Source organism: Hymenobacter sp. BT559 (assembly GCF_017571525.1).
Classification (GTDB): domain Bacteria; phylum Bacteroidota; class Bacteroidia; order Cytophagales; family Hymenobacteraceae; genus Hymenobacter; species Hymenobacter ginsengisoli.
Genome location: NZ_JAGETY010000010.1, coordinates 115,813 through 128,885, shown reverse-complemented (window position 1 = coordinate 128,885; position 13,073 = coordinate 115,813). Strand labels below are relative to the sequence as shown.

The window sequence follows — 13,073 nt, the reverse complement described above, 5'->3', positions numbered from 1 at the left end:
CACATCCAGCGGGCTTTTTTGTGCAGCTTACCGAGCCACCTTGACCGGAATACACTGGCTTAGCCAACGTATCTGCTTGCAACCTGGGAAAATTCGCGGTTCTGCCCACTATTTGTTGTTACTTACCGCTTTGCTTATTTCATTTCGCCATGGCCTATTCTGAGGATGCCCGCCCCACCCCCTTCAAGCGCTACTGCAAAACCTTGAGCCTGCAGGCCGACGCTGCGCTGCTAGCCACCTACCGCCAGCGGCACGCTCCCGGCGCTGCCTGGCCCGAGATAGCACAAGGCATGCGCGAAGTCGGCATTCTAGACATGGAGATATACTTGTATGGCAATCAGGCGTTCATGATTATGGACACGGTGCCCGACTTCGACCACGACCAGGCCATGCAAGTGCTGGCCACCAAGCCCCGCCAGGCCGAGTGGGAAGCCCTGATGGCTACCTACCAGCAAACCAGCGACAGCGCCACGGCCGCCGAAAAGTGGCGCCCACTCGAGCGCATCTACAAGCTCGGTGCCTAGGCCTGCGCGTGGCCGGCCCACAGCAGCCACGCCACGGGCAAGCCTGTGCACGTAGGTGGCAGCTACACACCTCGACCGCGCCCTAGCCAATGCGTAGCAACTGGGAACCTGGCTGCCCCGGGCTGATGGGCTGGAGACTTGCTAGGGCACTTTGCGCCGCAAACCCGGCCAGCAGCCCTTCCGGCCAATAGCTGCTGCACATCGGGCCCATCGAGCGTGCGCAATAAAAGGCCTATCCGGGGGTCAATCTCCAACCCTATCCGGTTAGCTGAGTTAAAGAGCAGGATAGCGCTTAGGGTGGCGCTGGCCAAAATCCGCTGCCCCACTCGATGGCTGCATTTCTGCGCCCTCGTTCACCCACCAGCTCCAGTGTGGAGGCTGCGCGCTGGCTAATTTTTCTTAGTACCGATGTCTGTTTTTTCCTATTTGCTTACCCTGCTGTTGGCCTTGGGTGTGCCAGGCCCGCCACCGCTGCCCAAGGCTCCGGTGCAGGCCAGCCCGCCGATGCTCAGCTTTCCGGTGCCGGCCGGGGTGCCCAATCAGCTGTTCTACCTCCAGCGCGACCCGAATACGAATACGGTTATTTACCAGCTCAACGTGAACAACGCCGGTAAAGTCGATGACGATGAGCCAATAAACGTGTTCTGGCTGCGCTATGATGAGCAGGGCCAGCGCAAGGAGCTGAATTTTATTCAGCGCAAGTTCGCCTACGGCCTGAGCGCCGACAAGGTAGGCCCTGAGAAGTTCGTGCTCAAGTTTGCGGCCTATAACAAGGTGCCGTTTTACCTCATGCGCTCGGGCCTCGACCGGGCCTTTCACGTGTTCGCGGTGGTTAACAGCCGGTATATTGCACTCACCCGCGTGTATCTGCGCATCGAGGGTGGCACATTTTGGGTGCCCAACGTGCGCTACATCGAGCTTAAGGGCTGGGATGCCACGACCCACGCGCCGGTGGTTACGCGCCTGAGCGTGTAGCAGCGGGGCTAGCCAGCCGCCAGCTGGCTGGCCTCGGCATAGGTCGGAATATCGGCCAGGCGCTCGTTTACACCATGCTCAAAATCGACGCGCCAGCAGTAGTGTACCAGGCCATTGCTGAGCAGCAGCAGCGGCGCCCGCATGGTTTGGTTGTAGGTGGCGGCCTGCTGGGCCACGGCCGGCGTAATGGCTACCGTGGGGCGCTTGCACTCTACCAGCAGCAAGGGGCGGCCGGCGGGGCCTAGCGCCACAAGGTCGGTGCGCTTCTGGCGCTGGTTGTAGCGGTGGCCGCGCTCCAGGCTCAGCAGGCCGCGCGGGTAGCCCAGGTGGCGCATGAGGTAGTGCGCCACGTGCTGCCGCACCCACTCTTCGGGGGTCAGCACCACGTACTTGCGGCGCAGCTCGTCCCAGATTTCCGGGATGTTTGCTAAATTTTGCCTAATTTTGTGGTCGAAAGGCGGCAGGTCGAGCACTTGCATCACCTCCAAAGGTACGGGTTTTGGCTGTCGCATTTCGCCTGGGTTTCTTACCCGCCGCGCCGCCGTACCCTACCGGGTAGGCGGCTTTTTTAGTTTAGCCTACTTGCACCGCTGGCCATAATTCCTTACTACTCAACCATTAACGAACACCTTATGAAGACTAAAGAAGACATTGTCAACAACTGGCTGCCGCGCTACACGGGCGTGGCCCTGAACGAGTTCGGGCAGTACATCCTGCTCACTAACTTCAGCAACTACGTGTACATGTTTGCCGAGCAGTTTGGGGCCGAGGTGCGCGGCACCGACAAGCCCATGCAGTCGGCCACGGCCAATGGCATCACCATCATCAACTTCGGGATGGGCTCGCCGATGGCGGCCACGGTCATGGATTTGCTCTCGGCCATCAAGCCCAAGGCGGCACTTTTCCTGGGCAAGTGCGGGGGCCTGAAGAAAACCAAGCTCGGCGACCTGGTGCTGCCCATCGCGGCCATTCGCGGCGATGGTACCTCCGATGACTACCTGCCCAAGGAAATTCCGGCGCTGCCCTCGTTCCGCTTGCAGCGCGCTGTGTCGTCGATGATTAAGAAGCACGAGCTCGACTACTACACCGGCACCGTGTACACCACCAACCGCCGGGTGTGGGAGCACGACCAGGAGTTTAAGGACTACCTCAAGCGCGTGCGCGCCCTGGCCGTGGACATGGAAACGGCCACAATTTTCGTGTGCGGCTTCATGAATGATATTCCGCACGGCGCCCTGCTGCTGGTGAGCGATAACCCCATGACGCCCGAGGGTGTGAAAACAGCCGAGTCGGACTCGAAAGTGACCACCAATTTTGTAAAGCAGCACCTCCTGATTGGTATCGATTCGCTGCTCGAATTGAAAAATTCAGGCGAGTCGGTGAAGCACATGAAATTCGAATAGCCCGCAGACTAGCTACGCTGAACTTCGTTTCAAACGGCTTTAACGGATTACGCAGATACGCCCGCTAAAGCAGGCTGACTACACGATGAGATTTATTTTTAGATGATTGAGCTAGCCCGTTCTCTGGTGAGAACGGGCTTAGTTTTGTCTGCTATATTCTAGCCGGAACTTTGCATACCGTTTTGTACCATGCGCTTATTTTATAAACTCGGGAGTGCCCTTTCACTTGTACTATTGCTAGGGGTAGCAAGCTGTCACCCTCGGCGTGAGGCAGTTGACTTGCTGGTAACCAATGCTACCGTGTATACTGTGGACTCGGCTTTCAGCAAGGCGCAGGCTTTTGCCGTGCGCGAGGGGCGCTTTGTGGCAGTGGGCAGTACGGCCGACTTGCAGGGGCGCTACCAGGCGGCGCAGACGGTGGATGCAGGCGGGCAGTTTATCTATCCTGGGTTTTATGATGCGCACTGCCACTTCTACCGCTATGCGCTAGGGCTGCGCTCGGCCAACCTGGTGGGGGCTAGCTCGTGGGCCGAAACGGTGAGCCGCCTCACGCAGCACCGGCAGCAGCAACCCGGCGCGGCCTGGCTCACCGGCCGCGGCTGGGACCAGAACGACTGGCCCGGCCAGCGCTTCCCTACAAAAGACACGCTCGACGTGCTGTTTCCGAACGTGCCGGTGCTCATCATCCGCGTTGATGGCCACGCGGCGCTGGTCAACCAGAAAGCCCTCGACTTGGCGGGCGTCACGGCGCGCACGCCCATCAGCGGCGGCGTGATTGGGCGCGACGCGCAGGGCCGCCTCACCGGCCTGCTCGTGGATAATGCGGTGAAACTGGTAGCCGGCAAAATTCCCGAGCCCAGCGCCCCCGAGGCCGAAGCCGCCCTGCTGCAAGGCCAGCAAAACTGCCTGGCCGTGGGCCTCACCAGCCTCGCCGACGCTGGCCTCAACAAAGAGGATATCGACCGCATGGACGGCCTGCAAAAGGCCGGCAAGCTGCACCTGCGCCTCTACGCCATGCTCAACCCCACGCCCGAGAATAAGGCCTATTACCTGCCGAAAGGGCCATTTTTCAGCGATAATCTGACTATCTCGTCCTTCAAAGTATACGCCGATGGCGCGCTGGGCTCGCGGGGCGCCTCTCTGCTAGCCCCCTATACCGACCGGCCGGCCGAAAAGGGCTTCCTGCTCCAACACCCCGACTACTACCGGGCACTGGCCAAGGAGCTGGCGGCTACGAAATTTCAGATGAACACCCACGCCATCGGCGACTCCAGCAACCGGCTGCTGCTCGACATCTACGGGGCTGCGCTGGGTGGCCAGCCCGACCGGCGCTGGCGCATCGAGCACGCGCAGGTGGTGAGCAAGCAAGACATTCCAAAGTTCGGCCAGTACCACATTGTGCCCTCGGTGCAGCCCACCCACGCCACTTCGGATATGTATTGGGCTGGCGAGCGGCTAGGCCCCCAGCGCCTGCAAACGGCCTACGCCTACCAGGATTTGCTGAAGCAATACGGCCAGGTGGCGCTAGGGTCCGATTTCCCGGTCGAGGACATTAACCCGCTCTATGGCTACCACGCGGCGGTGGCCCGGCAAGATGCCAAAAACTACCCTAGCGGCGGCTTCCAGATGAACAACGCCCTCACCCGCGAGCAGGCCCTACGCGGCATGACCACCTGGGCCGCCCACGCCGCCTTCGAGGAGAAGCGCAAAGGCCAAATCAAACCCGGCATGCTGGCCGACTTCGTGGTGCTGAAAACGGACCTGCTCACTGCCCCCAAAGAGCAGCTGCGCAATGCCCCTGTGCAGCAGACGTGGATTGGCGGCAAGCAGGTGTTTGGCAGAAAATAATCATTTGTCTTGCGCGCACAACGCAGTGAAGCGCGGCAATCCTTCCTTTTCGTTTGGGCGATAACCCTAGCGTGAAGGAAAAATTGCCGCGCTTCACTTTGTTGCGCTCGCAAGGACAGAGAGACAAACTTTAAAACCCGCCCATCTCGTCGGCACTCATGCCGTAGATGCCGGGCACCGGAATATCGAGCAGGCGCAGGTACACGGTGAGCTGGCCGCGGTGGTGAATGCTGTGGTTGAGGCCCATAATGCGCAGGGCACCGCCTTTGGGCCGGTCCATGAGCACCTGCTCGCCGCGGCGCAGCTGAAAGCCTTCAGTCAGCTTCTGGTCGTCGCTTTCGCGTAGCGCCTGGCGCAGGTCTTCACTAAACTGGTCAAAGCGGGTTAGCAGCTCGGCGGTGGTGGTAGGGCTGGGCGGCGGCTTGGGAGCATTTTGGTCGAGAAAATCCCGCTGATTGGCTTCGACAAAAAGCTGCTTAAACTTCAGCAAATTGACGATGTGCGAGCCGAGCTGGCCCAGCTTCATCGACTTAGGATGCGGCTGAAAATCAAACTTGTCGTCGGGGATACGCTCAATTACTTTGCGCGTCACGGCGAGCTCGCGGTCGAGCTCTTCGAGGACATTCTGCTGAAAAGAAGAAGTGTGCATGTGAGGGTGGATAGGTAAGGAAAGAAAGTTGCCAGTTTAACTGGAGCAGTGCTAAACGGTTTGGGGGCGGCCCATTTCGGCGCCGGCCGAGGCGGGCGGCGGAGGCAGCGTGGCACTACCGGAGGTAGCCTCGTCGCGCAGCTTTTTGCCGCGCAGCGTGAGCAGGAAGCCTAGCCCGAAGATGAAGAACACGATGAGCGAAAGAATACTATTGCGCATCGAGCCGGTGAGCTGCCCAATCAGCCCAAAGGAGAGCGTGCCGATAACAATACCCAGCTTCTCCACCACGTCGAAGAAGCTAAAAAAGGCGGCCGAGTTGGGCGTATTTTCGGGAATAATCTTGGAATAGGTGCTGCGCGAGAGGCTTTGCACGGCGCCCATGGTGAGGCCGATGACGGCGGCCAGGGCAAAGAAGCTCCAGCCCTTTTGCACGTAGTAACCCGCGATGCAGATGAGCATCCAGATGAAGACGGCCCAGCTCAGGGCGCGCGTGTTGCCGATGCGCTCCGAAAGCTTGGCAAAGAGCCACGCGCCCAGAATGCCTACGATTTGCAGCAGCAAGATGGTGACAATAAGCGAGGTACTATCCAGCATCAACACCTTGTCGCCGAAGATAGTGGCCACGTACATCACCGTTTGCACGCCCATGTTGTAGGTGAAATAGGCTAGCAAAAAGCGCTTGAGGTTGGGCAGCTGCTTGAGCTGGTCCCAGACTTTGCCGAGCTCGCGGAAGCCGTTGAGCAGCCAGCCATCTTTAGAGGCGGGCGCATCGGCGGGGCGGCCGGTATCGGGCGGCAGCGTGAAAAAGGGAATTTGGGCGAAGCCCACCCACCACAGCCCCGTGAGCAGAAAGCTGAGCCGCGTAGCCGCGCCGGTGCTCATGCCAAACAACGCTACGCCCTTCGGTCCGCCCGCTATGCTAGGCCCCATAATGATGCCCAGGCAGATAACCAGCAGCAGCACCGAGCCGATGTAGCCCATCGAAAAGCCCTTGGCCGAGAGTGAGTCGAACTTCTCTTCGGAGCTGATTTCGGGCAGGTAGGAATTGTAGAACACAATGCTGCCGCTAAAGCCCACCGTGGCCGCGATGAAGATGAACGTGCTCAGCGTGAGCGTGCCCTTGGTGAAGTACGCCAGCCCCGCGCAGCTCGCCGCGCCGAGGTAGCAGAAGATTTGCAGAAACAGCTTCTTGCGCCCCGAGTAATCGGCCAGCGACGTCAAAAACGGGCTGATGAGCGCGATAATCAGGAACGACGCCGAGATGGCGTAGGTCAGCAGCGACGAGCCCGGCACCTGAAACCCTAGAAAATCAACCACATCGGTTGGGTTGATGTCTTTGGTAACGCTGCCCCAGTAAATGGGAAAAATCGAGCTGGTAATGACGAGCGGGTACACCGAGTTGGCCCAGTCGTAGAAAGTCCAGCCAGTAGTAATGCGCTTGTTGTCTTTCTCAACGGCCGGCGTGGCAGTAGCGGTAGGCTGCATAAAATTCAGAATAGCAAAGGGAGAACGGCTAGCCGAAGGTAGCAGCCGGCAAGCTAGACGGTATGATTTTACAGTGTTAAGTCATTTCTTAAAATGCAACATTGTTTCAAAATTTAATAAATCGGCTTATATTTGACCTAGCGCGCCGGCAACGCCGTTGGCCGCCCTTCTATTTCACCTCCATGCTTGACGTACTTATTCTTGGCGGCAGCTACGCGGGCCTGAGCGCGGCACTGGCCCTGGGCCGCGCCCGGCGCTCGGTTTTGGTGCTTGATGCTGGTCGCCCGCGCAACCGCTTCACGCCCCACGCCCACAACCTGCTGCTGCACGACGGCGACGCGCCGGCCGACCTGGCCGCCCGCGCCCGCCAGCAGGTAGCCGCCTACCCCACCGTGCAATTGCTCGAAGCCCAGGCAACCGCCGCCGAAAAGCGGCCGGATGGGTCGTTTGCAGTAGCCACTGCAGCCCATGGCACTTTTGTGGCGAGCAGGCTGCTGCTGGCCACGGGCCTGCGCGATGAGCTGCCACCCGTGCCAGGGTTTGCCGAGTGCTGGGGAAAGTCGGTGATTCACTGCCCGTTTTGCCACGGCTACGAGGTGGCCGACCAGCCCACCGGCATCTGGAATAATGGCCCCGAAGTGGAGCACCACGTAAAAATGCTGCTGAATTGGTCGCGCGAGCTCACCGTCTTTACCAACGGCCCCGCCACCTTCGGCCCCGACGTACACGCGCTGCTGCAAGCTCATGCCATTGGGGTGGTAGAAACGCCCGTGACCGAGCTGCTGCACACCAGCGGCCAGCTCACGGGCCTGCGCCTGGCCGATGGCCGCACCCAGCCGCTGCCCGTGCTGTATGCCCGCCTGCCGTGGCAGCAGGCCAGCGAGCTACCCCAGCAACTAGGTTGCGAAATCACGGAGCAGGTGCTCATTCGCACCGATGCCAGCTACCGCACCACGGTGCCAGGCGTGTACGCCGCCGGCGACTGCGCCGTGGCCCCGCCGCAGCTGGCCCTGGCCATAGCGGCCGGCAACCTGGCGGGCGCGAGCCTGAGCCGCGAGCTTATTATGGGAAGCTAGCGGAGCAAATAATAGCACCCGGTGCCTGGCAGCTGCTACTGAGCCGCCAGCCACCGGGTTGCTTCTAAAATCAGTGTTTCCTGCTACCCTAGTGCGGCGTATTGCGCCTCGGTATCAACATCAGTTGCGCCGCCAGGAAAGTCCACGGTGGGCAGGTGGGCATATTGCTGCAGCAGTTCGCGGGCGCCGCTAGCACCGCGCAGCGCCAGCAGCTGCGGGAAGACTTCGCGACTGAACAGCGCCGGCACGCCTTGGGTGCCCGCGTAGGCTGAGGCCACTACCGGCTGCCTAGTGGCCTGAAACTGCACAATGAGCTGGCCAATAACTTCTTCACTGAGCAGCGGCTGGTCGCAGAGCATGACGATAACTGCGTCCACTTTGGCAGCCTCGGCGGCGGTTTCGAGCTCGGCCAGGCCGGCGGCGATGCTGCCGCCCATGCCATCGGCCCAGTTGTCGTTGCGCACCACGTGGAAGGGCAGGCCCTCGATTTCGGGCAGCAGTTCGTCGTGCAGGGCGCCGGTCACGAGCACCAGCGGGCGGCAGGGGCTGGCGGCGGCTACTTCGGCGGCGCGGCGCAGCAGCGTTTGGCCTTTATAGGGAAGCAGCTGCTTGGGGCGGGCTAGCCGCGACGACGAGCCGGCGGCCAGTAGCAACAGGCCCACGGTAGCGAGGGGGTCGTTGTGCATAGGTCGATTGTTGATTACTGATTGCTTACAGAACACAAAAGAACGTCATGCTGAGCTTGTCGAAGCATCTCTACCGCATCGTTGGATTACTAACCCTAATGGCGTGGCAGAGATGCTTCGGCAAGCTCAGCATGACGTTCTTTTGTGTTCTGTAAGTAGGCTTAGCTGGCTAGCCCCGCCATCATCACTTTATCGGGCGTAAGGGGCAGGTCGCGCAGGCGCTTGCCGGTGGCGTGGTACACGGCATTGGCTACGGCGGCGGCTACGCCGACCATCGAGATTTCGCCAATGCCCTTCACGCCCATCGCGTTGATGAAGGGGTCATTTTCCTCTACAAACTCGACGGTCATGTCGGGGATGTCGGCATTCACCGGCACGTGGTAGTTGGCCAGGTCGGCGTTGGTGTAGCGCGAGAAATGCGGGTCGCGGATGGTTTCTTCCATCAGCGCCGAGCCGATGCCGAAGATGGCGCCACCGATAATCTGCGAGCGCGCCGTTTGGGCGTTCAGGATGCGGCCGGCGCCCATCACGCTCACCCACTTACTCACCCGAATGGTGCCCAGGTCCATATCGACCCGCACCTCGCAGAAGTGCGCGCCAAACGAGTGCATGGAGTGCTCGCCGGCCGTGTCGGTGTTGTTGTTGGGGCCGGCGGGGCTGCCCGAGCGGCCCGTTTCGTAGCCCGAGCCGTATTTGCCCTGGCCCATGCCTTCGACATCGGTCATTTCGGCGCGCTTCATCAGGTCGGCGAATCTCTCACCTTTGCTAGGGTCCTTTTTGAGCTGCAAGCGGCCTTTTTCGACCGTCACATCCTCGGGCTTGGCCTTGAAAAGCGGCGACTTCTTATCGACCACTGCCACCTTGATGAGCTTCTGCCACACATCCTGCGCGGCCATGTAAACCGACGACGACACCGTGCCGGCCGCCACCGAGCCACCCGAGTTGGGCGCCGTGGGCAGGTTGGTATCGCCCAGCTCGAAGCGGATTTTTTCGGGCGGCAGGCCTAGCGCATCGGCTGCCACCTGCGTGATGACGGTGTAGGTGCCGGTGCCCAGGTCGGTGGCGCCGCTCTGCACCACGGCGTGGCCGTCGGCGTAGAGGCGGGCGCGGGCCGTGCCCTGCGAGTTGTGCACCGGGTAGCTCGCCGAGGCCATGCCCATGCCCACCAGGTAGCGGCCATCGCGGGTGACGCCGGGCCGGGGGTTGCGCTTGCTCCAGCCAAAGAGCTCGGCACCCCTAGCGTAGCACTGCTTCAGGCTTTTGCTACTCCAAGGCTTGTTGGTGCTGTAGTCGTGGTCGGCGTGATTACGCAGCCGTATTTCGATGGGGTCAACGCCGATGCGGTAGGCCAAATCATCCATCGAGCACTCGATGGCAAAGGAACCCGGCGCCTCGCCCGGCGCCCGCATAAAGGTGGAGGTCATCACGTTGGCCCGCGCCAGCTGGTACGTCGCCTCAAAGTTGGGCGTGGCGTAGAGCATGTCCAGAATCTTGGAATTCGACTCTGCGTAGTTGTCCCAGGGCGAGGTAGTCGAGGTCTTCGTGTGGACTATCGACGTGATTTTGCCATCGGCCGTGGCCCCGAGCTGCACCGTCTGGGTCTGGTCTTCGCGGTGGCCCATGCTCGTAAACTGCTGCTTGCGCGTGAGCATCAGCTGCACCGGCCGGTTTACCGCTTTGGCCGCCTGAATGGTGAGAATGGTGTGCGGCCAGCACGAGCCCTTGCACCCGAAGCCGCCACCCAGGTACTTGGTAACCACCCGAATCTGCTCGCGCGGAATGCCCAGCATGGCCGTCAGGGCCGACTGCGTGCGCGTTACGCCCTGGGTCGATTCGTACACTGTGAGGCGGTCGGGCGCCTCCCAGTGGGCCGTGGTTGAGCCTGGCTCCATGGGGTTGTGGTTGTACACGGGGTGGTTGTAGGTGGCCGTGAGCTGAATGGCCGAGCTGGCTAGGGCCCCTTTCGCGTCGCCGCGGCGGGTGTGGCCGTCCTGCTTGCCATCCTGCACCTTTTGCGGGTCAAATAGCTCGGCCTTCGGGTCGAGAAAGCTGGCGATGGGTTGCGCAGCTTGGTAGGTCACCTTCACGAGCGTGGCGGCGTGCAGGGCATGGTCGAGGGTATCGGCCACCACTATTGCCACGGGCTGGGCGGCGTAAAAAATCTCGTCGCTGGTGAGGGGCAGAAAGCCCATCGGCGCGCCAATGTCTTTTTTGCCCTGTGGGTCGTTGGGCGTCTTGGCCAGCTTGGGCAGGTTTTGGTGCGTGAGCACGGCAATGACGCCCGGCTCGCGCGCAGCGGCCGACGTATCGATGCGTTGGATTTTACCCTTGGCAATGGGGCTTGTGGCCAACACCCCATAGGTGAGGCCCGGCAGCGGGAACTCGGCCGAGTATTTGGCCTTGCCGGTCACCTTTTCGCGCCCGTCTACCCGCACCAGCGGCTGGCCAACGTAGCCCCCGGGCTGGTCGAAGAATTGAGGTTCAGAATCCATAATCAGTACTTAAGCAACGACCTCTAGTAGCGCCCGCACCAGCGTACGCTGGGCCAGCTCGACCTTGAATTTATTGTGCTCGCGGGGCGAGGCATCGCGCACGGCCAGCGCCGCGGCGGCGCGGAAGTTGTCTTCCGTCGGCGCCTTGCCCACCAGGGCCTTTTCCACGGCGGGCACGCGCCAGGGCACGGTGCCCACGCCGCCCAGCGCCACCCTAGCCGAGCGGATGGTGCCGCCCTGCACATCGAGGCCCACGGCCGCCGACACCAGCGCGTAGGCGTAGCTGGCCCGGTCGCGTACCTTGAGGTAGTGCGACTTACGGGCGTGCGCTGCGGCCGGCACCGTAATGGCCGTAATAAGCTCGCCGGGCTGCAAGTGCGTTTCGATGTGCGGCGTGCTGCCGGGCAGCTTATAAAAATCGGCCAGCGGCACGGTGCGCGTGGCGCCTTTCGGGTTTTCGAGCGTCAGCTTAGCTTCGAGGGCCACCAGGGCCACGGCCAGGTCCGAGGCATGGGTAGCGATGCAGCTCGGGCTGGTGCCGAAGATGGCCAGGTTGCGGTTGTCGCCGGTTTGGGCGGGGCACCCCGAGCCGGGCACGCGCTTGTTGCACGGAAACGCTACGTCGCGGTAGTAGCCGCAACGCGTCTTTTGCAGGAGGTTGCCACCCATGCTAGCCATGTTGCGCAGCTGCGGCGAGGCCGAGGCCAGCAGCGACTGCGAAATCACGGGGTAGTTCTGCACCACCTGCGGGTGCTCGCCCACGTCGCTCATGCGCTCCAGGGCGCCGATGCGCAGGCCGCTAGCCCCGTTTTCGATGCCCAGCAGCGAGAGCCTGTTGATATCAATCAGCAGGGTATGCTGCTCGATATTGGCCTTCATGATGTCGAGCAGCGTGGTGCCCCCGCCGATGAAGGCAGCCTGCTTGTCGGCTTGCTTGGCGGCGGTAGCTTCTTTGGTCGAAGCGGCTTGAGTGTAGGCGAAGTTGTTCATAGCCAGTAGCATGGACTTTGTAGTCCGCGCACGAGCGCAGCGAGTATCAGCAGCCGCGCCGTGCAGGTTAGAAAATTGGTAGAAGTGGGCGCGGGCGTCGATACTCGCTGCGCTCGTGCGCGGACTACAGAGTCCACGCTACTTTATCCTTTGTTTGCTACTTCGCGCACGGCAGCCAGAATATTGGGATAGGCGCCGCAACGGCAGATGTTGCCGCTCATCCACTCGCGGGCCTGGTCGTCGGTAGTGGCGTGGCCTTCTTTCACGCAGGCCACGCCGCTCATAATCTGACCCGGCGTGCAGTAGCCGCACTGAAAGCCATCGTGCTTGAGGAACGCCTCCTGCATGGGGTGCAGCTCCTCGCCTTTCGCTAGCCCCTCGATGGTGGTGATTTGCTTGCCCTGCGCCATCACAGCCAGGGTGAGGCAGGAGTTGACGCGCTTGCCATCAATATGCACGGTGCAGGCCCCGCACTGGCCGTGGTCGCAGCCTTTTTTAGTGCCCGTCAGGTCGAGGTGCTCGCGCAGGGTGTCGAGCAGCGTGGTGCGCGGCTCGAGGCGCAGGTTCTTGGCTTGGCCGTTGATGTTGAGGCTAACGTTGATTTGGCCCGACAGAATGGGGCTAGCGGGGGCCAGCTTATCGGCCAGGGCTTCGGCCTGGCTGGCGATGGGCGGCGCCAGGGCCACGCCCAGCAAGCCGCCGGTTTGCTTCAGGAAGGAACGGCGCGAAGGGCCTTGCGACGCAGCATTGGCCGCGTCGGGGGTTTGGTCATCGGAGTGCATACGGGCAGCGCGTGGTAAGGCTGCTACGTAGTACGCAGAAATAGCAAGCGCTGTTATCTGATTTTTACCGATTTGGCTAGTGCCCGCTTCAGGTTCGGGCAGCGTTTTTACCTAAACTCAAACGTAGTTTTTGCTAAGCTGCTAAGGGCCTAGGCGCTACTCC

12 protein-coding genes are annotated in these 13,073 nt (G+C 61.5%); 5 read left to right on the top strand and 7 right to left on the bottom strand.

Annotation, left to right across the window (positions count from 1 at the left end):
* The first annotated feature begins 149 nt into the window (after positions 1 to 149).
* Positions 150 to 524: an L-rhamnose mutarotase gene (locus J4D99_RS14720; RefSeq protein WP_208132491.1), complete on the top strand. Its 375-nt coding sequence runs from the start codon at positions 150 to 152 to the stop codon at positions 522 to 524.
* A 408-nt stretch (positions 525 to 932) separates the two neighbouring features.
* On the top strand, positions 933 to 1,499 hold the full coding sequence (locus tag J4D99_RS14715; protein ID WP_208132490.1) for a DUF4833 domain-containing protein: 567 nt from the start codon (positions 933 to 935) through the stop codon (positions 1,497 to 1,499).
* Positions 1,500 to 1,507: 8 nt separating this feature from the next.
* Here J4D99_RS14715 and J4D99_RS14710 read toward each other — a convergent pair whose 3' ends face one another.
* Positions 1,508 to 1,978: a type I restriction enzyme HsdR N-terminal domain-containing protein gene (locus J4D99_RS14710; protein ID WP_208132489.1), complete on the bottom strand. Its 471-nt coding sequence runs from the start codon at positions 1,976 to 1,978 to the stop codon at positions 1,508 to 1,510.
* Between the two features lie 153 nt (positions 1,979 to 2,131).
* Between J4D99_RS14710 and J4D99_RS14705 the strand changes: the two genes are divergently transcribed.
* Together J4D99_RS14705 and J4D99_RS14700 are read left to right on the top strand one after the other, a co-directional pair.
* The gene (locus J4D99_RS14705; RefSeq protein WP_208132488.1) at positions 2,132 to 2,902 is read left to right on the top strand and encodes an AMP nucleosidase; all 771 of its coding nucleotides are present in this window, start codon (positions 2,132 to 2,134) and stop codon (positions 2,900 to 2,902) included.
* Between the two features lie 279 nt (positions 2,903 to 3,181).
* Complete coding sequence (locus tag J4D99_RS14700) at positions 3,182 to 4,750, top strand: amidohydrolase (RefSeq protein ID WP_309509588.1); 1,569 nt, start codon at positions 3,182 to 3,184, stop codon at positions 4,748 to 4,750.
* Between the two features lie 130 nt (positions 4,751 to 4,880).
* On the opposite strand, the gene J4D99_RS14695 is transcribed toward J4D99_RS14700, so the two are convergent.
* Both J4D99_RS14695 and J4D99_RS14690 read right to left on the bottom strand, forming a co-directional pair.
* Complete coding sequence (locus J4D99_RS14695; protein WP_208132486.1) at positions 4,881 to 5,399, bottom strand: DinB family protein; 519 nt, start codon at positions 5,397 to 5,399, stop codon at positions 4,881 to 4,883.
* Positions 5,400 to 5,450: 51 nt separating this feature from the next.
* The gene (locus tag J4D99_RS14690; protein WP_236018676.1) at positions 5,451 to 6,884 is read right to left on the bottom strand and encodes an MFS transporter; all 1,434 of its coding nucleotides are present in this window, start codon (positions 6,882 to 6,884) and stop codon (positions 5,451 to 5,453) included.
* Between the two features lie 182 nt (positions 6,885 to 7,066).
* Here J4D99_RS14690 and J4D99_RS14685 point away from each other — a divergent pair, with 182 nt between their 5' ends.
* Complete coding sequence (locus J4D99_RS14685; protein WP_208132485.1) at positions 7,067 to 7,960, top strand: NAD(P)/FAD-dependent oxidoreductase; 894 nt, start codon at positions 7,067 to 7,069, stop codon at positions 7,958 to 7,960.
* 83 nt (positions 7,961 to 8,043) lie between these two features.
* On the opposite strand, the gene J4D99_RS14680 is transcribed toward J4D99_RS14685, so the two are convergent.
* The 4 genes from J4D99_RS14680 to J4D99_RS14665 all read right to left on the bottom strand — a co-directional run bounded on the left by J4D99_RS14680 (position 8,044) and on the right by J4D99_RS14665 (position 12,910).
* The gene (locus J4D99_RS14680; protein WP_208132484.1) at positions 8,044 to 8,646 is read right to left on the bottom strand and encodes a nucleotidyltransferase family protein; all 603 of its coding nucleotides are present in this window, start codon (positions 8,644 to 8,646) and stop codon (positions 8,044 to 8,046) included.
* 161 nt (positions 8,647 to 8,807) lie between these two features.
* Positions 8,808 to 11,138 (bottom strand): xanthine dehydrogenase family protein molybdopterin-binding subunit, encoded by a 2,331-nt coding sequence (locus tag J4D99_RS14675; RefSeq protein WP_208132483.1) that lies wholly within the window; start codon positions 11,136 to 11,138, stop codon positions 8,808 to 8,810.
* A 9-nt stretch (positions 11,139 to 11,147) separates the two neighbouring features.
* A complete protein-coding gene (locus J4D99_RS14670; protein WP_208132482.1) occupies positions 11,148 to 12,128 on the bottom strand; it encodes an FAD binding domain-containing protein in 981 nt (326 codons plus the stop codon).
* Between the two features lie 143 nt (positions 12,129 to 12,271).
* Positions 12,272 to 12,910 carry a (2Fe-2S)-binding protein gene (locus J4D99_RS14665; RefSeq protein ID WP_208132481.1) on the bottom strand — a complete coding sequence of 213 codons (639 nt, stop codon included), beginning with the start codon at positions 12,908 to 12,910 and terminating at the stop codon, positions 12,272 to 12,274.
* Between the last annotated feature and the right edge of the window lie 163 nt (positions 12,911 to 13,073).

Coding starts and splice junctions, on each gene's coding strand:
- J4D99_RS14710 (WP_208132489.1), bottom strand. CDS start 1,978: ATGCAAGTGCTCGACCTGCCGCCTTTCGACCACAAAATTAGGCAAAAT.
- J4D99_RS14665 (WP_208132481.1), bottom strand. CDS start 12,910: ATGCACTCCGATGACCAAACCCCCGACGCGGCCAATGCTGCGTCGCAA.
- J4D99_RS14695 (WP_208132486.1), bottom strand. CDS start 5,399: ATGCACACTTCTTCTTTTCAGCAGAATGTCCTCGAAGAGCTCGACCGC.
- J4D99_RS14675 (WP_208132483.1), bottom strand. CDS start 11,138: ATGGATTCTGAACCTCAATTCTTCGACCAGCCCGGGGGCTACGTTGGC.
- J4D99_RS14715 (WP_208132490.1), top strand. CDS start 933: ATGTCTGTTTTTTCCTATTTGCTTACCCTGCTGTTGGCCTTGGGTGTG.
- J4D99_RS14720 (WP_208132491.1), top strand. CDS start 150: ATGGCCTATTCTGAGGATGCCCGCCCCACCCCCTTCAAGCGCTACTGC.
- J4D99_RS14685 (WP_208132485.1), top strand. CDS start 7,067: ATGCTTGACGTACTTATTCTTGGCGGCAGCTACGCGGGCCTGAGCGCG.
- J4D99_RS14680 (WP_208132484.1), bottom strand. CDS start 8,646: ATGCACAACGACCCCCTCGCTACCGTGGGCCTGTTGCTACTGGCCGCC.
- J4D99_RS14705 (WP_208132488.1), top strand. CDS start 2,132: ATGAAGACTAAAGAAGACATTGTCAACAACTGGCTGCCGCGCTACACG.
- J4D99_RS14690 (WP_236018676.1), bottom strand. CDS start 6,884: ATGCAGCCTACCGCTACTGCCACGCCGGCCGTTGAGAAAGACAACAAG.
- J4D99_RS14670 (WP_208132482.1), bottom strand. CDS start 12,128: ATGAACAACTTCGCCTACACTCAAGCCGCTTCGACCAAAGAAGCTACC.